This is a genomic window from Paenibacillus sp. FSL H3-0333, assembly GCF_038002805.1.
Taxonomy (GTDB): Bacteria; Bacillota; Bacilli; order Paenibacillales; family Paenibacillaceae; genus Paenibacillus_AQ; species Paenibacillus_AQ silagei.
The window spans coordinates 4,380,386-4,403,176 of sequence record NZ_JBBODG010000001.1 but is presented as its reverse complement, the minus strand read 5'-3'; the positions used below and the strand labels follow the sequence as shown (position 1 = coordinate 4,403,176).

The window sequence follows — 22,791 nt, the reverse complement described above, 5'->3', positions numbered from 1 at the left end:
GAGACGGAAGAAGGGTGAACGAGATGATGGAACCGGCAGCAAGCCGTAACCTGCGCAAGATCGTGATTATCGCAACATCGGATGTTCATGGCAATCTGTGGGGCTACCGTTACGAAGACGGACTCGCTACCGTAAATGACGGGCTCGCCAGAGTAGCCGCTTATGTCCGCGAACTTAGGGAGAGCGGGACAGAGATTCTGCTGATCGATAACGGAGACGTCTTCCAGGGGAATATGCTGACTGACGATGTCTACAATAAGCGGCCGGATGACAGGCATCCGGTCGCGGCAGCGCTGAATGCCATGGGCTATGCCGCATTGACACTGGGCAACCATGAGTTTAACTTCGGCCTTGGCCTGATTGAGCGAATCAAGCAGGAGCTGAGCTTCCCGGTGCTCGCGGCGAATGTCTGGGATGCAGAAGGCAGAACGTTTGCAGAGCCGTATGTAATCCTTGAGCAGCAAGGCATCCGGATTGCGGTCGTCGGATTGACGAATCCCAACGTTCCGCGCTGGGATGGAAGTAAGGTGGAGGGCCTAAGGTTCGGACACATGGCCGAGACTGCGCGAACGATTGCAAAGTCCCTTCTTGCGGAAGGGAAGGCGGACCTGATTGTGATCAGCGCCCATGCGGGCATGGTCGCAGAGTTCGATGAAGAGGGCGGCTCGGATGCCGCCGGACGGATTGCGGAGCTGGTTCCTGAAGCAGATGTGCTGCTGGTCGGCCATATGCATATTACCGTGAACCAGCGGATTGGGAGCACGGTCATTGGAGGACCGCGTGACCGGGGACGGGAAGTTGTACGCTTCGACCTGACACTGGAGCTGGACAGTGGCCAGCCCAAGGTTGTGAGCCGTGAGGTCACGGTGGTAGATATGAGTGGCTGGGAGCCGGACCCGGAATTGCGCAGTCTGGTTGCCGAGGCGCATGAAGAGACCCTCCGGTTCATCGCCGATGGCGGCGGAGGCTCTTCGATAGAGGGGGAGGGCGGCATTCTGGGCTATGCGGCCGCCGATTTCCAGCCTGAAGAGACTGCCGGTCTGCCGGCGGGACGTGTGCAGGATACGGCGGTCATTACCTTGATCCAGCGGGCCATGCTGGAGGCCAGCGGAGCGGATGTTGCCGCCACCAGCCTGTTCAACGACAAGGCGGATCTGAAGCAGGGACCGCTGACCTATGCAGATGTGTACCGCATTTATCCTTTTGACAATGTGCTGTATGTGGTTACCGTCACCGGCAAGGAGCTGAAGGCTTATATGGAAGCTTCGGCTGCCCATTTCCGGCAGTGGCAGCCCGGGGACACGAATATTGCCGCCGATCCCGAGGTGCCGAGTTACCTCTACGATATGTTCGCCGGGATTAATTATCAGATCGACATCTCGCAGCCTGTTGGCCGGCGGATCATCCATCTGGCCTACCGGGGCAGAACGCTCGCCGATACGGACGAGCTACAGCTTGCCGTTAACAATTACCGCTACAGCAGCCTGTTGAAAGCCTCTGGACTGGTCAGCGCCGTCAAGCACTGGGAGTCGGACTGCAGCGTCCGCGAGTTGCTGGTCCATTACATCCGGGAGCGCCAGACGATCATACCGGAGGTCGATCATAACTGGTCTATTGTGGGGATGGATTGATCCCGAATGATTGAATTAAAATAGCCAAGTTCATACTCCGTTCATATTCCCGTCACGAAGAGGACATCTTAAGCAGATACACTCTTCATATACCGCTAAGGCGAATCTACAGATAGAAGAACAGGAGAAGATGGACATGGCAGGAACCGCTGAAATAAATAAACCTGAAAAGGGACGCAAGAAACGGAGATTATGGTTGAAAATATTAGGTGGCATTATCGGAGTGCTTGTGCTGTTCATAGGCATCACCTTTATCGTTAATGTCATCAGTAACGGGATAGAGAAGAAGAAGATCGAATCGTACGGGCAATACGTCAATGTAGACGGGAAAAAGATGAATGTGCTGATTCAAGGCAGCGGTGAACAGACTATCGTTCTCTTGCCGGGGCAAGGAACCGCTTCGCCTGTGCTTGATTTCAAGCCGCTGATAGATCAATTGACGCCTTCGTACAAAGTCGTAGCCATCGAGCCTTTCGGCTATGGCCTGAGCGATGGGACGGATAAAGAAAGAACGACAGAGAATATCATCAGTGAAATTCATGAGGCTGTGGAGCAGCTCGGTCTGAAGCGTTATATTCTGATGGGACATTCCATTACAGGACTCTATGCTGTATCATATGTAAATGCTTATCCGGATGAAGTTCAAGCCTTCGTAGGAATTGACAGTAGTGTGCCCAATCAGCCAGGCATGGATGTGAAATTGCCGCTGAAGGCCATGAAGTTTGCCAAGGATTCAGGTGTGATGCGGCTGCTAACGAAGCTCAGCGGAGATTCGTTTAAATCGCTTGACTATGATGAGCATACCAAAGAGCAGATGAAACTGATCACCAATGTACACGGCAATAACTCCACGCTGATGAATGAGCTTAGCCACCTTGGTTCCAATTTCAAAAACGGCTCAAAGCTGAAATACCCGCAGGATTTGCCGGTCTTGCTGTTCGCACAATCCAATAACGAGAACAACAAGCAGTGGATTCCGCTGCATGAGGAGCAGGCGAAGCAGTCTGCACAGGGTAAATTGATCCCGATGGTAGGCTCCCATTACCTGCACCATACGAAGTACAAAGAAATCGCCGAGGAATTCAAGGAATACATGAAGACCGTTCAATTGAAGCAAGCCCAGTAGGGAGAATGGAATAATATAGCGCGGCGCCCCTCGGGGTGCCGTTTTTTCGTAGAAAGATAAGAATTTATATGCTTCGCGCTATAATTATCCTTCTATTTCTCGCTGAAACAGTACCGTCCTTTAAAAGGACGGCAAAGCCGTTTCCACTTGATATAACTAATTATAAATGCTCAATTTCGCAACCTATTCCAATTATTGGAGTCTAATTTAAGAATCAGCAATTCTACAAATTAGATGAAATGGATGAGATGCACGTATGAAAAAATGTAGTTGGTTCCTCCTGTTGGCTGTCCTATTCTTATGCTTCCCGCTCAACGGGCGGGCCAGTGCCGCTGTGAAGACAAGTCCGACCATAATACTGGACGGGCAAGCAATCCCTATGCAAAAGAAAGACAAGGTTGAATTGATCAACGGCAGTGTGATGGTTCCCTTGCGGATCATTGCGGAGAATATGGGAATGGGGGTCCTCTGGAATCAACAGGTTGGAACCGTAACCATCCCGAAGGAATCCGGCAGTATAGTGCTGACGATCGGCCAAAAGAAAGCCCTGATCGATGGGGCCTCCCATTCGCTGGCCACCGCTCCCCGGAACCGTAACGGAACCACGCTGGTTCCGCTAAGGTTCATCAGCGAAGCCATGGGTGTCCAGGTGAGCTGGGACAACAGTCTCAAGGTGGTGGGCTTGACTTCAGCCCCGCTTCCGCCGGAGCAGCCGGCCATCACTCCTGCTCCGGCAAGCCCTGAAGTCCCGGACCAGCCGGTGCCCCTGCCCGCCGCAGCCGCGGCGACTTCCACCGTCCATAGTCTCAGCTTCAGCGATGACCGCCTGATGCTTGCTTTTACCGGCGATGTCCAGCCGTCTGTACATACCGGAAACGAACCGCTGCAGATTGTAGTGGAGCTGCCCCGAACGAACTTTTCCGCAGATTTCTTACAGACGGTATCGTGGGATAGCCGCACCCAATCCGGCGAGCAGACCGTTACCGGCGTTCCCAATGTCAACAAGCTGTATTACGGGCTATTCGAACCGGACGCCGCCACCTTGCGGATTGTGATTGCGCTCTCTGCCGATACGAAGTATACCAGTTACATCGAGGAGGATGCCGCCTCCCGGCTCCTGGTCGTCGATCTGAGCTCTGCCACAGCCGAATTGCCTCCGGCAGAGCCGGTTCAGCCGGGCAACGGGAAGAAGACCGTTGTTATTGATGCCGGCCATGGGGCTGCGGACCCGGGAGCGATCGGCATTACGAAGAAGCTGGAGAAAGATTTCAACCTTAGCGTAGCCTTGAAGGTGGAGCGCCTGCTGCTGCAGGAGCCGGCGTTCAATGTTGTGATGACACGCCGTGAGGATACCTATCCGCCCAACAAGCAGCGGGCAGAGATGGCCAATGAGCTGCAGGCCGATGCCTTCGTCTCCATCCATGGCAATTCTGTCACAGGGTCGCCCAAGGTGCGGGGAACCGAAACCTATTATTACAGCCAGGAGAGTAAAGCCTTCGCCGATATCATGCATCGACATCTGCAAGGGACCACCGGCTTTCCGGACCGCAAGGTTAAATACAACAAATATATCGTATTGAAATATTCCAACATGCCCGCTACGCTGCTGGAGGTTGGTTTCTTGTCCAATGCCGTCGAGGAAGCTATCCTGTTCTCCGACGATTTCCAGAACCGGGTAGCGGCTGCTGTCGTAGCGGGGCTGAAGGAATATTTCGGAGTCGCTTGACCCCGTCTGTTCCTGGATTTATAGCTTTCAAGATCGCGGTCCGCTCCTTATAATATAGAGAGTGAAAGGAGAACCCCGCCTTAAGAAGCTGAGCGTATTTTATCGATAAATAGGGGGTTAAACGATTGAATCAGCATGACCAAAGCGCAAATCAACCAAGCCTGTTCCGCAATCGCTTTCTGCAGACGATTTTATTATCCAGCGTGCTGCTGCAGATCGGGATCTGGGTGCGTAATTTCGCGATTCTGCTCTATGTTGCGGAGCGGACCCATAATGATCCCTACGCCATTTCGCTGATCAGCGTAGCTGAATTTGCGCCTATCTTTGTTTTTTCCTTCATTGGAGGAACCTTTGCAGACCGGTGGCGGCCGAAGCGGACGATGATCTGGTGTGATTCCCTGTCTGCGGTATCGGTATTCGCCGTTCTGCTCAGCATTCACTTCGGTTCCTGGGAATCCGTGTATCTGGTCGCGTTCATCTCGGCCATTCTGTCGCAGTTCTCCCAGCCTTCCAGTATGCGGTTATTTAAGTTCCATGTACCGGAGGAACAGCTGCAGCAGGGGATGGCGCTCTTCCAATCGCTGATGGCCATCTTCATGGTTCTCGGACCTATGTTAGGCACTTTCGTATACAGCACCTTCGGCCTTGAGATCTCCATTGCCGTAATGGGCGTTGCTTTTCTGCTGTCGGCGCTCGTGCTTATTCGTCTGCCGGAGGATCATATGGAAGCCGGGACAGTTGCGGCGAAAGGGCAATTCCGTAAGGACTTCACCGAAGGCTTCCGGTATGTCTGGCAGAGCCAGGTGCTGCGGATGCTCGGACTTGCGTTTGTACTGGCGGGACTTGCGGTGGGCGCAGCCCAGGCACTGAATCTGTTCATCGTCACAGAGCGGCTAGGCCGAAGCAAGGAGTTCCTGCAATACATGCTTATGGTTAACGGTGCAGCCATGCTGATCGGGGGAGGGCTCGTGGCCGCCTTCGCCAAAAAGGTTCCGCCCCAGCTGCTGCTCGCCATGGGGATGCTGGCAGGTGCCGTATGTACGACCATTGTCGGGTTCTCAACAAGCGTTCCGCTCACGCTGACCGTGCAGTTCCTGAACGGGCTGATGTTCCCGTGCATTCATATCGGAATCAGTACCATGATTCTGAGATGGTCTAATAGCTCGATTGTCGGCCGGGTTAACGGAGTGCTGAATCCGATGTTCGTCGGGATGATGGTGGTATCCATGTCGTTCGCCGGTGCGCTGAAGAGCGCCTTCTCCCTGAGTACCATTTATGGCGGGGCTGGACTCCTGTTCCTCCTGGGTGCACTCATGATGTTGCCGATCATGAAGCATAAGGCGCCGGATCAGGTGCAGGCTGCCTAGTATTAATTTAATGATTTCTTTACAGGTACTCTTAATAAGAGTACCTTTTTATACATAACAGGCTACAACGGAGGCCCTTAAATATGACACAAATATTGCTGGTTGAAGACGATCCGGCCATTGCGCGCAACCTGGTGCTGCTGCTTCACTCGGAGGGGTTCACTGTCACGCACGCGCCTACGCGCAAGGAAGCAGCGGCTGCGCTTGACGGACATATGTTTGACCTGGCGCTGATTGATATCTCATTGCCGGACGGCAATGGCTTTACGGTATGCACGGAGATCAAGGAGGAGCAGGACATTCCTGTCATCTTCCTGACGGCTTCGGGCGACGAGGCGAGTGTAGTGACCGGGCTGAATATGGGGGCGGACGACTACATCACCAAGCCGTTCCGGCCACGGGAGCTGATCGCGCGGATGGGCACGGCTCTGCGAAAAAGCGGGCGCTCCGGGTCTACTTTTGATCTCGGCGGGCTGCATGTTGATCCGGCCAGCGGAGTTGTGAAAAAAAACGGCCGGGAGGTATTCCTCTCCGCGCTGGAATACCGGCTGCTGCTCGTATTTGTGAACAATCCCAGAACCATTATTACACGGGGCAGACTGCTGGATGAATTGTGGGACGCAGCGGGCGAATTTGTTAATGACAATACGCTGACTGTATATATCAAGCGCTTGCGGGAGAAGATCGAGTGCGATCCGGCAAGCCCGAAGATCATCCTGACGGTGCGGGGGACGGGATACCGGCTGGGGGGCAGCGATGCTGCGCAATAGAGAGGTCCGGCAGTTTGCCGTGGTGTTCGTCCTCCTCGCCGCCGCCGCTGTAACGGCTGGATTCGTCATGAACACGGCAGCGGGCGTCCTGGCCATAGGCTGCACTGCTACTTTTGGCACAGCGTTCGTTGGATTTACCCGGGCCAGATACAGGAGCCTGGCGAGATTGTCCGATGAAATTGACCGGGTGCTGCATAATGCGGACCATCTGTTCATCGCTGATTCGGAAGAGGGCGAGTTATCCATCTTACATAGCGAGATTACCAAAATGACGCAGCGCATCCGGGATCAGAACCGCGAGCTGATCAAGGAAAAGGGCCATCTTGCCGATTCCCTGGCTGACATCGCCCACCAGCTCCGTACTCCGCTCACCTCGGTGAACCTGATTATGACGCTGCTTGCTAATAGTCCTGCGGAAGACGAGCGGAAAGCTTTTATACGGGAGACCGAGGAGCTGCTGATGCAGATGGATTGGCTGATTACCTCTCTGCTCAGGCTATCCCGCCTGGATGCGGGTATTGTTGTATTTCAAAGCGGGCCTATCGCCGTTAACGACCTGCTCCGCACTGCTGTTCGTCCGTTCCTGATCCAGATGGAGCTGCGCAATGTAGACTTAAGGATCGCTTGCCCTTCAGGAGTAGTGATCCAAGGCGATCCGGCCTGGCTTCCGGAAGCGATCCAGAATATCCTGAAGAATTGCCTGGAAAGCGCAGGGGAGAACGGGAAGATTGAGCTGGTCTGCACAGACAATCCGCTGTATACCGAGCTGATAGTACATGACAACGGCCCGGGCTTCAGCAAGGAAGAAATCCCCCGGCTGTTCGACCGCTACTATCGCGGCAGTAACCCTAATCATGCAGGGTACGGAATCGGCCTCGCCCTCTGCAAAATGATTATCACCCGGCAGGGAGGAACCGTTACCGCACATAATCATCCGCAAGGCGGTGCGCTCTTCAGGCTTCGTTTCCCTAAGTGACGGATCTCTCACCTGAAAGTCACAGAGATGTAAGCTTGCGGCTCTATGATAGGGATAGATCAGGTGAAGGGAGAATTGCAGCATGGAGTTTTTGAGAATTGACAAGCTGAGCAAGGTCTACGGGAAGGGAGATAACCGGGTTACGGCGCTGGACGAGGTGTCTCTGACGATTGAGAAGGGGGAGTTCACGGCGATCATCGGCTCCTCCGGCTCCGGGAAGTCTACCTTGCTTCACATCATCGGCGGAGTCGATGTGCCGACAAGCGGCAACGTTTATCTGGACGGACAGGATGTATATGCGCAGAGCAATGACAAGCTGGCGATCTTCCGCAGGCGGCAGGTCGGGCTGATCTACCAGTTCCACAATCTGATTCCCACGCTGGATGTAGTGGAGAATATCACCTTGCCGATTCTGATGGACAAACGCAAGGTCAACGAGGAGCGGCTGAACGATTTGCTTGAGCTGCTGGGGCTGACGGACCGGAGAACGCATCTGCCGAATCAGCTCTCGGGCGGACAGCAGCAGCGTGTATCCATCGGACGCGCGCTGATGAATGCCCCGGCGGTCATGCTGGCGGATGAACCCACAGGCAGCCTGGACAGCCGGAATGGACATGAGATTATTAATCTGCTGAAATTAAGCAATCAGAAGTATAGGCAGACCCTGCTCATCGTTACGCATGACGAGAATATTGCCCTCCAGGCAGACCGGATTATCGGCATCTCAGACGGCCGGGTTGTGCGGGACGAACGGGTACGGCCATGAATATTTTCAACAAGGTTACCCTCCAGAGCCTCAAAAAAAGCCGCACGCGGACCATTGTAACGATTATCGGAGTAATCCTATCCACTGCTATGATCACTGCTGTCTCCACCTTCGCCGTATCCTTGCAGAGCTATATGATCAAGGGCTCCATTGCCAAATACGGCGGCTGGCACATCGGATTCCCGGCAGTGGATTCCTCCTTCCTGCAGGAACGGACACACGATCAGGCCGTAGCCCGTACAGCATCCTTCGAAAATATTGGCTATGCGGCACTTAGCGGCGGGAAGAACCCGGATAAGCCTTATCTGTTCATTGCTGGCGTACGTGAAGACGAAGCTTCCCCGGGTATCTTGCCCGTCACTCTGGTCTCCGGCCGAATGCCGGATAACAGCAGTGAGATTCTAGTCCCGTCACATCTGGCGGCGAACGGCGGAATCAAGTTCGCGGAAGGCGACATGCTCACACTGGCTGTGGGAGACCGGATGAACGGCAACCAGCGGCTGAACCAGCATGATGCCTATCAGGCGGATAAGGCCGCTGAAGCTTTGGTGCCCCGGGCAGAGCGAACCTACAAGGTCGTCGGAATCTGCGCAAGGCCTGCTTTTGAGGAATCCGCTGCACCAGGCTATACCCTGATTACCAGAGCCGATCCGTCAGAGCGGGCGGACAGCTTCAGCTTATATGTTACCCTGAAGCATCCGCGTGAAGTGAAGGCTTACGCCAGCAGCACCGCTTCAGGCCATGCTTACATCTACAACGATAATGTGCTGCGCTTCATGGGCGTCTCAAGCAGCGGGTTGCTAACTGCTCTACTGTACACGGTTGGTGGGATCGTCGCTTTTATTATTGTGACCGGTTCGATCTTCATGATCTACAACGCCTTCACCATCTCCCTGAATGAGCGCACACGCCAGTTTGGCATTCTCTCATCGGTGGGAGCCACAGCGAAGCAGCTGCGTAACTCTGTGCTGTTCGAAGGTCTGTGTATTGGTGCGGCCGGAATACCGGCTGGCATTCTCTTGGGAATAGGCAGCATGGGACTGGTGCTAACTGTCGTATCCAGTAATTTCGGGAATATTCTCTATTCCGGCGTACCGCTGAGCTTGAAGGTGTCCGTTCCGGCCATTGCGTGTGCGGCAGCGCTAAGTATGGTTACGATTCTGATCTCGGCGTACATTCCGGCCAGGAAGGCGGCAGGCACTCCCGTGATGGAGAGTATCCGCCAGACGAACGAGGTCAAGGTTGAAGCCAAGGCCGTGAAGACGTCCAGCCGGGCGCAGCGTATCTACGGTCTCGAAGGCGCCCTTGCACTTAAGAATTTCAAAAGAAACAAGAAACGCTACCGCAGCATTGTGCTGTCGCTCATGTTAAGCGTCGTGCTGTTTATATCGGCCAGCGCTTTTGTCACTGATTTGAAGCAGATGTCGGAACAGGCGGTAGCGTTCACCAACTATGATATCGGCTTCGCCACACCAACTATGAAAGACAGTGAAATGCTGGCGCTCTACGACAAGCTCAGAACCGCAGGCGGCATCTATGAGAGCTCTTACCAGACGCTGCTGAAAGTGACGGGGACAGCCCACGCAAGCGAGCTCTCGGATGCCTATTGGGGCACAGAGGGGGACTCGGGGAAAGCAGTCAATGATGGAAAAGCAGGAATTGCGGGAAAAACAGGTACTCCTTCGCCGGGCCGGTCGGATGAGCAGGCAACGCTACCCGTAGATCTGCAATTTCTGGATGACAGCGCTTATCTGAAGATTCTCGAAGGGCTGGGCTTGTCCGCAGCGGAATATACAGGTCCGGACGCCAAGTTCCTCGCCGTTGCCAAATCGATGAGTCCTGCCGAAGATAAGCGGCTGAAGGAGGCTGACGAGTTCCGTAATTTGTTCAAGCGTTCATCCTCTACCCTGACCATTGCCCCCGAATCAGAGGGAGGGTCGAAGATTGGGCAGGGGCATGACGTAACGGTTACGTTCGTAGAGACTGTACCGCCGGATACCCTCCCGGTTACAGGAAGCCCCGGCGCAAGTCAACCGTTCTTCTTCCGGATGATCGCTCCTTATTCACTCATCGGCAAGTTTGAGACGGCGGACAGTCCGCCGGCAGTGAAGGGCCTGACTTTTCGTTCCAAGCATCCGGCACAGTCGGTCGCGGAGATGGAGAAGACGATCCAGGGTGCGCAAATTACGGATGAATATAAGCTGTACAATGTGTATGCGATGATGGATGAGAGCCGCAATACGATATTCATCATCAACGTGTTCGCCTATACCTTCATTATCATGATCTCACTGATCGCGATTGCCAATGTGTTCAACACAATCTCGACGAACATTAAGCTGCGCCGCCGGGAGCTGGCGATGCTCCGCTCTGTGGGGATGTCCGACCGCAATTTCCAGAAGATGATGAATTTCGAGTGTGCCTTTTATGGTATGCGCGCGCTCTTGTTCGGGCTACCTATCGGGCTGGCCTGCTCCTGGCTGATCTACCGGGGCATGCTCATCGGCGGCGCGGACAATATCGGTTATGTCTTCCCCTGGGCCAGCATCGGCATCAGTGTAATCAGCGTGCTCCTGATCGTATTCGTTACCATGCTGTATTCGGTCAGCACAATCAAGCGGGAGAATATCATTGATGCGCTGCGGGATGATATGACTTGATGGAGTGTCAAAGACACAAGCTCCTTACGATAACAGAAACATGAGTCCCTTAAAAGTCGCTCTTTAGCGACTTTTATTGTTATACAAGGCATTAGGCCTGGTTCGGATAGACCACACCCATTTGCGACTTTTTCCCATTTATGATGTCAAATAAGATAGGGTGAAAAAGGAGGGTTCAACCTGAGTCCTTGCCGCCTAATACAACTATTGCAGTGGACTGTCAAGAGGGCGATAACGGGAATAAGGAGAATATCATTGTAAGCCGCAAGGAGATGGCCTATAAAGCGGGGAAGTAATCGTTCTATAGCGGGAACCTGCTCATGACCCGGATATTCCCGGTGCTGATTGGCGTAACCGACCGCATATCCCCAAAGTCAGAACCAGCCAGAGGGAATTGCGCCAGAGGGATCAACGAACCATTCCTGCTAATTCAGACTTGACCCTGACGTTTACTGGAGGGTTTACAATGGAGGCAGGAGGGATCACAAATGAACAAAACAACATTGCCTACATCGAACATCTTAAGCCGTACACCTGCCCGCAGCTGGCTGGCAATTACAGCGCTTGGGTGGCTCGCCATGACGCTGGGACTGTTCACGGCTACGGTTGCCGGGAACGCCGTCCGGGCTTCCGGTGCAACGGACAACGAAATTGCCGTTGTCCAGGCCTTCACCGCGGCGCTGCTTATTGTGCCCGCGGTCTGTCTGATTCAGCGCCGTTTCCGGCTAAGCGCCAGGCTACTGCGATTGACCCCGGCCACATTCCTGCATTTGCTGGGCGGCGGGGCGTTAGCCTTGCTAATGGGGGGATTGGGCTTTATCATTACCGGTGCGCTGGGCTGGACCACCATTATTGCCTGGGATTTCTCCGTGGACCTGTTGCTGGCTGTAGCCTTCAGTACATCTATCGCTTTCCTGTACGAAGCGTTGCCGGAGGAATTATCGATGAGAGGAATTGTATACAGCGGCCTGCGGCTGCGGCTACCTGCCTATGCTGCTTATTGCGCTCAGGTGCTGCTGTTTGTGCTGGTGCCAGTCACTGTGAATCAGCTGCAAGCCTGGAGCGGACTTGACCGCGGAAATAGCATCAATGCAGAATATGTGATTATGCTGCTATGCTTCGGCACGGTACTTCAACTATGGCGCAGCTTGACCGGGTCGCTGTGGGCTTCCATCGGCTTTCATCTGACGTATCTGGCAATGGCGCGGTTTGTTATTCTGCAGAGGGAACAGCGCTTGCTGACGTACAACGAGCTGGAGGCAGGGACCGGTCCCGTTGTGATCCAGTTTGGTATAATCATTGTCGGCAGCGCTGTGCTGCTGGTACTGCTCAACCTGTGGCGCCGGGGTCGCCGGCGGACAGCATCTCAAGAATAAGGCGGCGCCCGGCAACGCCGATACCGCATAAACTTCTGTGCCCAACCTTCTATATAGATAGATCTTGAAAATATACAGACAGGGAAAAGTGGCGGAGGAGAATTTTGGCACTGTAGGAGCGGTAGCGTCCGCCTTTGTCACCGGATTTCACCCGCGATTAGCGGTTTCAATTAAGAAATCTGGGGACAACAGCGGCCGGAGGGCCAAACATTCTCTGGAGTCACGGCCAACCCATGTCGCATGACTTACAAATTCAATCTATATAGCTAATAATATACCTATTGGAGGGAAGCCGATGTATACCGTAGGGCAGCTGTCCAAGCTAACCGGTGTGTCTGTCCGCACCCTGCATTACTATGAGAAGCTGGGCTTGCTGCAGCCGGACAGGGATACCAGGAACCAGTACCGCTCTTATAGCGAGAATGAGATTTTGCGGCTGCAGAAGATTGCTGTGCTGAAGCAAATGCATTTCAAGCTGGGTGAAATTAAAGTGATCCTCGACAACGGTGAGGTTGCACATCATGATGTTGCTGTCTGGAGCCGTGCACTTACGCAGCAGATGGTCTTCGTGAAGCAGGAGCAGGAGAAGCTGCGGGCGGTAGAGCATTTGCTGTTTTCCACCTTGTACGCTATGCGGGCAACCGAACAAGTAAATATTGATGAGATGCTCGGATTTATCCGTGAGCTTGAACAGCCTTCCCAGGGTCCACAGCTGCGGCAGCAGGTTTTCACCCCGGAAGAGCTGGAGGTACTGCCGATCAGCGATGTAAGTAACCCGCTCGCTATGGAGTGGTCCGATATCCTCAGAAGGGTCTCAGGACTGCTGGCGCAGCCGCCTGATTCACCCGCAGCGCAGCAGCTTGCATCCTCAATTATTGAATACGCCGATAAAATGTTTGGCGGAGACGAGCAGCTGATCCAAAAATATTGGGACTACATTACTCCGCAGGAGGACCAGTCTGCACGGGTGTACGGAATGACAACCGAAGTCATGCAGTATATGGATGCGATCATCCGCATTTATATGGGCGGGGAAGACCCCCGCCCTTAATCGTTGTTCCATGAAGCGTGCCTGTAATGGGGCACGCTTGTTTATTCCTCCCCCGATGCGGGAGCCTGCCCCGGCAGATCCCCGCCAGCCCGCTTACGGTACTCACCCGGGGTCAGGCCGGAGGCACGCTTGAACATGCGGATGAACGAGTTCACGTTCTGGTAGCCGACCTGAAGTGCGATATCCTGGATGCGCAGGTCGATGTTCATCAGAAGCTCCTTGGCCCGTTCGATCCGCAGCGTGTTGAGATATTCGCTGAAGTTAATGCCGGTCTTCTCCTTGAAGATGCTCGACAGATAGCCGGAGGTCAGATTCAGCTTGTCGGCTACGATATTGAGATTGATGTCTTCCCCGTAATGCTTCTCCAGATACTCCAGCACGAAGCTGATGACCGGGTCCCGGGCCTCCGAGCCGCTGCGGATCGCCGCAAGCACTGGAGTCACCAGCTCCTGGAGCCATTCACTATACTGCTGCGTGGAATAGAAGGCGGCGAACGGCTCACCGGACTGGGCTGCGACCAGCCCCATCTCAAGCTCCGGCAGATTCAGCTTCATGACAGTCTTGCTTGTCTGTTCTGCCACTCCCGCAGCAAAAGCCCGGAAATCCTCCGCAGCGGCATCCTTATTCGACAGTTGCTCCAGTTGGCGGTCTATCCAGCCGAAGACCGGCTCTTCGCTGCCGGACTGCAGCAGGTTATGCAGCTCTTCTCCATGGGTGACCTTCAGATGAAACGCTTTGGCCGACGAGGCCCGCGGCTCCACGATGATCTGTGTCTCCCCGTTCAGTCTGCGTTCCTTCAGCAGCTCCGACAGGTTGTGGTACGCATCGGTGAACGGGGTTTCGCCCGAATACACCGGGCTGACCGCTATCGTGAGGTAGAGGGAACGCTCCTCGGCCAGCAGCTCCTGCAGCGTGCCCAGTACCTGAAGAATGCCGCTCTGCGGACCGGGATCGAAGAGCAGCAGCAAGAGCAGATCCTGCTCCGGCTGCAAGGCGACGTTCTCGGATTCCTCCCCGGTGAACAGGCGCTGAATCAGCTGCCATAACGCCAGTGTATGCTTCTCCGGCTCCTCCGGGAGGCGGGTGAAGCTGAGCTTGAACAGAATGGAGGCATACGGCCGTTCGGAATGCAGCGCATCCTCCAGCTCGCTCAGACTTGCGTTCAGCGGAATATTTTTCACCTTATGGGTATAAGCATACTGGCGGACCAGCGAATTCTTGTGTGCCAGATCGTTCTGGATGAACCGGTTGTTCTCCAGGATGGAGCTTAGGCGGTCGCCGATAATGGCGAACTCTTTGACGCTGCTCACCTTGCCGGGGACGCTGCCCGATTTGCGGTCGAACGCGGCGATCAGGCGCTGGAGCGGCTGGTTCAGCCGGTAGCTGAACAGGAGGGAGAACAGGAGGCTGACCAGCACCGCAGCAGCGAGCAGAACGGCGAGCAGCACCCGCATACCGCGCAGCCCGCTCGCAATGGCGGCAACCTCGGTGACCCGGACGTAGGTGAAGCCGGTCTGCGCCCCTTTTTGATAGAAATAATAGTTGTCCCCGATCCGCTCATGAGCGCTTGTAGTAACGGCATACTCCAGCGCTGGCAGTTCCGTCTCTGCGGTGGAGAAGAGCAGCCGGTCTTGCGCATCCATTATATAGAAGGGATTCTTCCCGGCATCCCCGTACGCCTGCTCCAGCCGCTGCGGATTCAGCATCACAATGCCGTAGACCTCTTCATAAGGAATAGCCTTGATCATAACCGGCATCAGCCGCCCGAGCGCACGCGTGGAGCTCATTGTTGTTTCCGTAAAAGAAGCAGCAGGGAGGACCTTCAGATACTGGTTGTCCATGGTCTGGGCGCTCCAGAAATCCGCCGGATACTCCCCGCTGTAATAATATTTGCCGAACATGTCGGCCGCGGTACTCAGCCCCTCTTTCTCAAGAACATAGTCCTCCGCCTTGAAGTACAGAATGAAATTCTCAATATGCAGAAAAGGATTCCCGTACAGCGTCATCAGATCCGATTTGACCTCGTTGAGAATATCATACCGCCGGTTCTCCTTCAGATGGCTGAGAATGCCCAGGTTGGCTGTCCACGTATCCGACTGGGTCAGCGCCAGAATCATATTCTGCGTCAGCCGGAAGTGATTCTCGTACCCTTCCACCGTCTGCTTCAGGCTCTGCTCGTTCTGCCGGACCACCTCCTGATAGACCTTCCCGCTAAGATATAGATGAGAGAACAGATTGAATGAAGCCAGCAGCAGGATGACGCTCAGGAAGCTGAGCATGAGCTTAACGAACAGGCCGCTAAGGGCAAATTGGCTGGTAAGCGGTCTCTTCATATGTATTCCCCCTTCAGGTGCAGCCGCTTGGTTATCGTTTTATCCTATCATAGCGGCCCAAAGCTGACACGCACAATATGCACTTTTGCTGATTTATACGCTATTCTAGGGAAATACGCAAATAAGGCGAAAAGATATATAACATGCTGATAGCGCTTCCCAAAGACTTGCCGCTATAATTCGGAGACAAACCCCGGAAACAGAGGGGAAGTTAGCTGACATTCAGCGAGCTGCCATCATTAAGAACAAGAGGGGAATGCCTATGGCTCAAACGAGTGTAGTACAAGACAACTTGCGAAAGGAAATGAAAGATCCTTACCGGCGTCAAGGGCGTCTGCTGCGGACCTGGAACCATAACAAAACGCTATGGCTGCTGTTCCTGCCGTGCCTGCTGTACTATCTGATTTTCCGGTATGCGCCGATGTTCGGCCTCGTCATTACGTTTAAGGATTATAATCTGTTTAAAGGAATCTGGGCCAGCGATTGGGTGGGGCTGAAGTATTACCGGATGTTTTTTGAGAATCCTGACTTTTGGCCGCTGATGAAGAACACCCTGCTCCTGGGTCTGTACAAGCTGGTGTTCGGTTTCCCTGCCCCGGTGATTCTGGCCATTCTGCTGAATGAAGTCCGTAAGGCCGCGTTCAAAAAGTTCGTGCAGACGGTCAGCTATCTGCCGCATTTCATCTCGAATGTCATTGTGGCGAGCATGGTCATTATGTTCCTGTCGCCGACAGGCGGCCTGATTAACAACCTGCTGGGCACGTTCGGGATCGGACCGATTAACTTCATGAATGAGCCGGGAATGTTCCGGGGGATCTATGTCCTCTCGGAGATCTGGCAGCATATCGGCTGGGAGACCATCATCTATCTGGCGGCATTAACGGCGATTGATCCCCAGCTCTATGAAGCAGCCGACATGGACGGGGCCAGCCGGATGCGCAAAATATGGCATGTCACACTGCCCGGCATCTCACCGGCGATTGTCATCACGCTGATTCTGAATATCGGCAAGGTGCTGGAGATTGGCTTCGAGAAGGTATTCCTCATGCAGAACCCGGCGATCTACGATACGGCCGACATTATCAGCACGTACGTATACCGGGTCGGGATGGAGCAGGGGAACTTCAGCTATGGCGCTTCGATCGACCTGTTCATGGGCATCATCAGCCTGATCTTCATCTATAGCGCCAATTACATCAGCCGCCGGGTCAGCGAGACAAGTCTATGGTAGAGAAGAGGTGTGGTGATGAGATCACCGAGAATATCCTTGTTTAATATTGTCAGCACGTTCTTTCTGCTGATCGTTGTGGTGATTACGCTCTATCCGTTCCTGCACATGCTGGCGGTGTCTCTGAGCAGCGATATCAATGTCATCAAGAATACGGTCTCGTTCTGGCCCAAGGGCTTCAATGTGAAGATGTACGAGCTGGTGCTTGGAGACCCGAAGATCTGGACGGCCTATAAAAACACGCTGATCTACACCGTGCTCGGCACGCTGATCTCGCTGGTGGTTACGTCTACCGGGGCCTATGCGCTCTCCCGCCGGGATATGGCGCTGCGCAAGACCTTCACGATGCTGATCGTCGTGACGATGTTCTTCAGCGGCGGGATGATCCCGACCTTCCTCGTGGTCCGCTCCCTGAATATGGTGGATACCGTATGGGGCATGGTCCTGCCGGGCGCGGTAAGCACCTGGAATCTGATTCTGATGCGCACCTTCTTCTCGGGCATTCCCAAGGAGCTGGAGGAATCCGGGCGCATCGACGGATTGAATGATATCGGGATATTCATGCGCATCATCATTCCGCTGTCGAAAGCGTCCTTCGCCACTATTGCTTTATTTTACGCAGTGGGCATGTGGAATAACTTCATCTATCCGCTCCTGTATCTGCGTACCCCGGATTTGTTCCCGCTACAGGTGCTGCTCCGCAATCTGGTGCTGGCGGGAAGCGCAAGCTCGGGGGATGTGACCGGAATCGGGGGAGACAACCAGGTCGTTGAAGAGTCGCTCAAATATGCAACGATTATGGTCTCTACGCTGCCGATACTCACGGTGTATCCGTTTGTTCAGAAGTATTTTGTCAAAGGCGCCATGATCGGTGCAGTGAAGGGCTGAACCGGTCTGAACCATAACTACTACTTAGAGGAGAGATGAAGAATGAACAAATGGAAGTCTGTAATGCTGCCCCTCGCGGCAGCTGCAATCCTGGTGAGCGGCTGCAGCGGGGGCAATAACAATAATGCCTCACCTGCTGCCACAGCTGCACCGGGCGGAGAATCTGGAGCTGCCACTGCGGAAGCGAAGCAGGCCCACACCTTCACCGCACTGCTGGACAACAATGCCACCTTCCCTTATTCCAAGGACTGGCCGGTCTGGGGCTGGATCAAGGATCAGACCGGCGTCACGCTGGAGGTGCAGACACCTTCCGGGAAGCTGGCTGAAGCGTTGAACCTGGCGGTGGCTTCCAATGCGCTGCCGGATCTGATGTATATGCCCAACCGCAAGGAATCGAACAAATTCGGCCAGCAGGGCGCACTCGTAGACCTGATGGAATACATGGACAAGCTGCCGAATCTGACCGCCTGGATGAAGCAATACCCGGATGAGGCGAAGGCCGCACTCTCCGCTGACGGCAAAATGTATATGTTCCCGAACCAGGGCTTCGGAGAGACGAACCGGATGATCTGGATGTACCGCCAGGATGTTTTTGAGAAGGAGGGCATTCAAGTCCCCAAGACTTATGATGAGCTGCATACGGCTCTGAAGACGCTCAAGACGAAATACCCGGACAGCTACCCGCTGTCGGTCCGTTACGGCCAGATTCCCGATGAGATGAACACGAACATGACGGTCAACTATGGAACAGGCGAAGGGGCGTACTACGATTTTGATACAAAAGAATGGCGCTATGGGCCGACAGAGGACAGCTACAAGGAAATGGTCGGCATGTGGAAGCAGTTCTACGATGAAGGGCTGATTCCGCCGGACTTCCTCTCGCTGCAGACCAAGCAGTGGCAGGACATGGTGTCTACCGGCAAGTCTTTTGTAACCGTGGATTATATCAGCCGTGTGGACTTCTTCAATAATGCGATGCGCAAGGAGAATCCTGAATTCAATATGCAGTTCTTGGCTCCTCCCGCAGGGCTTGAGGGCGGCAAACAGCTGAATCCTTACTTCCATTACATGGAGGGCGGTCTGACGGTTGCTTCGACCTCCAAGAATATCGAAGATATCATGAGTTATATGGACTTTTTCTATTCGGAAGAAGGCCGGACGCTCAGCAGCTGGGGTGTGGAAGGCGAGACGTATGTGAAGGAAGGCGATACGATCAAGTTCAAGCCGGAATATACCGATGTGATTGAGATGCGGAAGCAGACGGGACTTCAGACCAGCGGAACGTATACGTGGATTGACTTCAACGCCCATCTGTCCCTGTTCTCGGATGACCTGAAGCACGCTTATGAAGAGGCTGTCAAATACGATCCGGCCAACATGCAGCCGCGTCCGGCCTTCACCGAGAAGGAGAATGAAGTCATCTCGATCACCGGACAGGCGATCAAGAAGCACCGTGATGAGAGCTTTGCCAAGTTCGTGACCGGTTCCCGTAAGCTGGCGGACTGGGATAAGTATGTCGAGGAGATTAACAATCTCGGAGTAGACAAGCTGCTCGCGACATATAAGGAAGCTTACGACCGCGTTCAGAATATTCAATTAGGCAGCAAGTAACCGGGTGCTGACCGCAGGGAAGAAACGCTGAAGCACAGGCTAGGCAATCAGGCTATTCGCTTGACCATTAAAGGAGGCGGCGCTTATGAAGCAAAGGCTGCAAGGCTTTGGTAAACGGCTTGGATGGATATTGCCCTTGATCGGCCTGATTCTGGTAATCTCAGCAGTGATGGCCCCGGGCACAGCCCGGGCCGCAGGCACCATTACACTGGATGAACCGCCCGGGGGATATGTATCCTCCGGCGGGCCGGTGGAGGTCAGCGGCACCTATACCGGGCTGTACGATGTCCGGTTATATGTGAACGGGACAGCCCAGTTCGAGGTATTGCTGGATGACCCGGACGGGGATGACAGCGGCAGCTGGTCTTATACGCTCGACACCTCCCGTTACAACGGTACGGTGGAGCTGGTAGCCCGCGGGCTGGATACTTCCACCCGCTACGGGGTGTGGAGTCCGTCCGTCACCCTTGAGGTGAACAACTCCGCAGGCGTTGCGCCAGTGGTGACGATTACCGGCCCGGACGAAGGGATTGCTGTGACCGGACAGGTGGCGGTAACCGTTCAGGCAGAATCGATTGCGCCGGTCTCGGCCGTGCAGGTCCGGGTGAACCGGGGACCGTGGCAGCAGGCCGCTTATAACGGCACGGAATATGTATATGCCTGGAATACGGCGGGCATCGATGACCGCACGATCAGCCTGGAGGCAAGGGCAACGAATGCGCCCGGACGTTACGGCTACAGTCCGACCGTTTATGCGCAGGTCGGTGCCGGCACGCATGAGCCGGCGGTTCCTCTGCCCGATCAGGACCGGGCGATGTGGATTTGGGAGCCGGAGAGCTATAAGCTGCTGCTGAATCCGGGCTCTCGGGAGGTGCTGGAGTCCTTCGTTACGGACACCGCAACCTTCGGATCAGAGCCGGTGACGACGCTGTATCTGGCTGTGGGCAACTACGCGGGCTACCGGGCGCTGGAGGAGCAGGAGGATGAGCTGCGCTCCTTCATGCGCTGGGCGCATGCGCGGAATTTAAGCGTCCATGCCCTTGTCGCAGGCGGAACCTCCCCGGCTTATATGGGTGCTTATGAGCGCTACCATAGTCATGCCGTACGGGAGATCGAGCAGATTATCAACTACAATCTTGCGGTGGATGCGGATGAGAAGTTCGATGGAATCAATGTGGACATCGAGCCTTATATCTCCCCGGACTTCAAAGACCCAAGCAAATTCCTGCAAAAGGAGTACCTGGATGGCCTGCGCAAAATGATTGACCGCCGGGATACAGCCGGTATCCGGCTGCCCTTCGGCCCTGCTGTCCCTAAATGGTACGATTCCTCCGAGCAGGGGGCGAATATCCAGTGGAACGGCACGACGAAATGGCTGTCCGAGCATATCCAGGATATCTCCGATTATATCTCGATCATGGATTACCGGGATTCCGCAGATGGCACAGCGGGCATCATTGCCGGCGCAGCTGGTGAGCTGGCTTATGCCGAGGCGATCGGCAAGCCGAATTCTGTAGTCATCGGGGTAGAGACGCTGGATATTGCAAACAGCGGTGACCCGGAGACCATCACCTTCCAGGAGGAAGGCCGCAGCCACATGGAAGCAGAGCTGGACAAGGTCTACGCCGCTTCCGGGCAGAGCAGCGCCTTCGGCGGAATCGCTGTCCATCATTATGATTCCTACCGGGCATTACCTTCCTATTGGGGACCGGGCGGCGTCTTCTGGACAGCGCCGGAAGACCATGAAGCGCCGTCTGCTCCTGCGGGCACACCGTCCGCTGTTGCCAGCGACTATCAGAGCATAAGGCTGAATTACGGAATGGCTACTGACAACTTAGAGGTTGACCGCTACATCATCTACCGCAGCACAGTATCCGGCTTCACGCCAACCTCTGCGGATATCGCCGGCCTTGCCCGGGGCCTGAATTATCAGGACAAGGGACTGCTCCCGGAGACGACTTATTATTACCGTATCGCCGCCCGCGATCTGGCGGGTAATATCGGGCCGTTCTCCAGCGAAGTGTCTGCGGTCACCGGTAGCACAGCGCTGAAGCCGATGATCGTGACAGATATGCAGCTATCATATACTGGAACCGCTGCGGCAGCTTCCATGAAAGTGCGTGACTATACCACAGGGGCAGTACTCGCAGGGGCCGCTATAGAAGGCCGGTTCACCTATTCGGCAGGCCGTTACGCGGCGGCTGTTACAGGAGCGGATGGACGGGCTGCCTTCACTTCAGAGGCGATTGCCCAGAACCGTCAGGCCGGGTTCGAGCCGAGAAGAGTTCAGGCTGCCGGATATTATTATGCCAGCGCCCATGACCTTCCGCACACCATCGTGCTGCTGCCGCATGGAGGGCTTAGCGGATTAACGTTATCGGCAGGAGAGTGGGACAAGCCCTTCTCTGCAAGTGACAAATCCTATACCGTAACAGTCAACAGCAATGTAACTTCGCTGCAGGTCACACCGGTTACCGCCAAGGCCTCGGATGCGGCGCTTGTAAATGGACTGCCCGTGGCATCGGGAACGGCCGCGTCCGTTACGATCGGGTCAGAGCCTGCTGATGTGTCGGTCCTGGTGTACCACGAAGATGGAACGGCAGATCTCTATCTACTGAATATCGAGAGAAGTGCTCCGGCAGATCCGGTGATCCCGGTGACCATGGATGCCTATGTCCATGAACATCAGCCCTCGACTAATTTCGGGCAGGAGCCTGTGCTGGAGGTTGCCGATCTTCCGAACGCACAGGGCGGAGGCGACCGTATCGCCTTCATGAAGGCAGAGCTGAATCTCTCCGGGACGGCGGTGCAGTCCGTAACGCTGAACGTCTATGTTACCGCTGCTCCAGCTTCTCCGGTTACGCTTGCTCTGAAGGGCTACACCGGAACGCAGTGGACCGAGAGTGGAATTACCTGGAATAACCGCCCTGTCAGCGGCGGAACGAATCTCGGAACAGTCCGGGTCACCGGGTCCGGGTGGTACAGCGCGGATGTGACCGCTTATGTTGTCGCGGCAGCGGCGGCTGGACTTACGCCGACCTTTCAGTGGAGCGACCCTAATACTGCGGGAATCGTTGTAACGCTGGGCAGTTCTGAGAATTCGGATAACAAGCCATATTTGATGGTGAGTAGCGGGTTGTAACCGAGTGGATGCGCTAGACAGAGCGTGACAGGAAGAGTAGAACTGGATGAGTTTAAGTGAAAGAGAGTAACGAGAAGATCGTAATTGGAAGAGTGTAACTGGATGAGTGTAACTGGATGAGTGTAACAAGCAGGGGCGGC

The 22,791-nt window shown here is 54.7% G+C and carries 15 protein-coding genes; 14 read left to right on the top strand and 1 reads right to left on the bottom strand.

The genetic code is table 11. The annotated features are described in order from the left end of the window. Positions 1-23 precede the first annotated feature (23 nt). The 10 genes from MHH78_RS19820 (at position 24) to MHH78_RS19775 (ending at position 13,449) form a co-directional block, all read left to right on the top strand. The gene (locus MHH78_RS19820; RefSeq protein WP_341170350.1) at positions 24-1,631 is read left to right on the top strand and encodes a bifunctional metallophosphatase/5'-nucleotidase; all 1,608 of its coding nucleotides are present in this window, start codon (positions 24-26) and stop codon (positions 1,629-1,631) included. 136 nt (positions 1,632-1,767) lie between these two features. Beyond that, positions 1,768-2,757 (top strand): alpha/beta hydrolase, encoded by a 990-nt coding sequence (locus MHH78_RS19815; RefSeq protein ID WP_341168533.1) that lies wholly within the window; start codon positions 1,768-1,770, stop codon positions 2,755-2,757. 256 nt (positions 2,758-3,013) lie between these two features. Continuing rightward, positions 3,014-4,483, top strand: coding sequence for an N-acetylmuramoyl-L-alanine amidase (locus tag MHH78_RS19810; RefSeq protein ID WP_341168532.1), 1,470 nt, complete (start codon positions 3,014-3,016; stop codon positions 4,481-4,483). A 125-nt stretch (positions 4,484-4,608) separates the two neighbouring features. Beyond that, entirely contained in the window at positions 4,609-5,850 is a 1,242-nt protein-coding gene (locus tag MHH78_RS19805; RefSeq protein ID WP_341168531.1) for an MFS transporter, read from the top strand. An 83-nt stretch (positions 5,851-5,933) separates the two neighbouring features. Beyond that, positions 5,934-6,620, top strand: a complete 687-nt coding sequence (locus tag MHH78_RS19800; RefSeq protein WP_341168530.1) for a response regulator transcription factor — start codon at positions 5,934-5,936, stop codon at positions 6,618-6,620. Beyond that, complete coding sequence (locus tag MHH78_RS19795) at positions 6,607-7,596, top strand: sensor histidine kinase (RefSeq protein ID WP_341168529.1); 990 nt, start codon at positions 6,607-6,609, stop codon at positions 7,594-7,596. The genes MHH78_RS19800 and MHH78_RS19795 overlap by 14 nt, the downstream gene beginning before the upstream one ends. A gap of 82 nt (positions 7,597-7,678) precedes the next feature. Then, positions 7,679-8,362 carry an ABC transporter ATP-binding protein gene (locus MHH78_RS19790; protein WP_036726914.1) on the top strand — a complete coding sequence of 228 codons (684 nt, stop codon included), beginning with the start codon at positions 7,679-7,681 and terminating at the stop codon, positions 8,360-8,362. After that, positions 8,359-11,022, top strand: coding sequence for an ABC transporter permease (locus MHH78_RS19785; RefSeq protein WP_341168528.1), 2,664 nt, complete (start codon positions 8,359-8,361; stop codon positions 11,020-11,022). The genes MHH78_RS19790 and MHH78_RS19785 overlap by 4 nt, the downstream gene beginning before the upstream one ends. Positions 11,023-11,510: 488 nt before the next feature. Continuing rightward, on the top strand, positions 11,511-12,398 hold the full coding sequence (locus tag MHH78_RS19780) for a CPBP family glutamic-type intramembrane protease (RefSeq protein WP_341168527.1): 888 nt from the start codon (positions 11,511-11,513) through the stop codon (positions 12,396-12,398). A 295-nt stretch (positions 12,399-12,693) separates the two neighbouring features. Beyond that, positions 12,694-13,449: a MerR family transcriptional regulator gene (locus MHH78_RS19775; protein WP_036726908.1), complete on the top strand. Its 756-nt coding sequence runs from the start codon at positions 12,694-12,696 to the stop codon at positions 13,447-13,449. A gap of 41 nt (positions 13,450-13,490) precedes the next feature. On the opposite strand, the gene MHH78_RS19770 is transcribed toward MHH78_RS19775, so the two are convergent. Beyond that, positions 13,491-15,782, bottom strand: coding sequence for a helix-turn-helix transcriptional regulator (locus MHH78_RS19770; RefSeq protein ID WP_341168526.1), 2,292 nt, complete (start codon positions 15,780-15,782; stop codon positions 13,491-13,493). Positions 15,783-16,086: 304 nt separating this feature from the next. Between MHH78_RS19770 and MHH78_RS19765 the strand changes: the two genes are divergently transcribed. From MHH78_RS19765 to MHH78_RS19750, 4 genes are all read left to right on the top strand, one after another. Then, positions 16,087-17,013, top strand: a complete 927-nt coding sequence (locus MHH78_RS19765) for an ABC transporter permease (protein WP_051478139.1) — start codon at positions 16,087-16,089, stop codon at positions 17,011-17,013. Between the two features lie 15 nt (positions 17,014-17,028). Beyond that, complete coding sequence (locus MHH78_RS19760) at positions 17,029-17,898, top strand: carbohydrate ABC transporter permease (protein ID WP_209870928.1); 870 nt, start codon at positions 17,029-17,031, stop codon at positions 17,896-17,898. Between the two features lie 42 nt (positions 17,899-17,940). Next, the gene (locus MHH78_RS19755; protein WP_341168525.1) at positions 17,941-19,509 is read left to right on the top strand and encodes an extracellular solute-binding protein; all 1,569 of its coding nucleotides are present in this window, start codon (positions 17,941-17,943) and stop codon (positions 19,507-19,509) included. A gap of 85 nt (positions 19,510-19,594) precedes the next feature. Beyond that, positions 19,595-22,651 carry a CBM96 family carbohydrate-binding protein gene (locus tag MHH78_RS19750; protein ID WP_341168524.1) on the top strand — a complete coding sequence of 1,019 codons (3,057 nt, stop codon included), beginning with the start codon at positions 19,595-19,597 and terminating at the stop codon, positions 22,649-22,651. Positions 22,652-22,791: the final 140 nt, after the last annotated feature.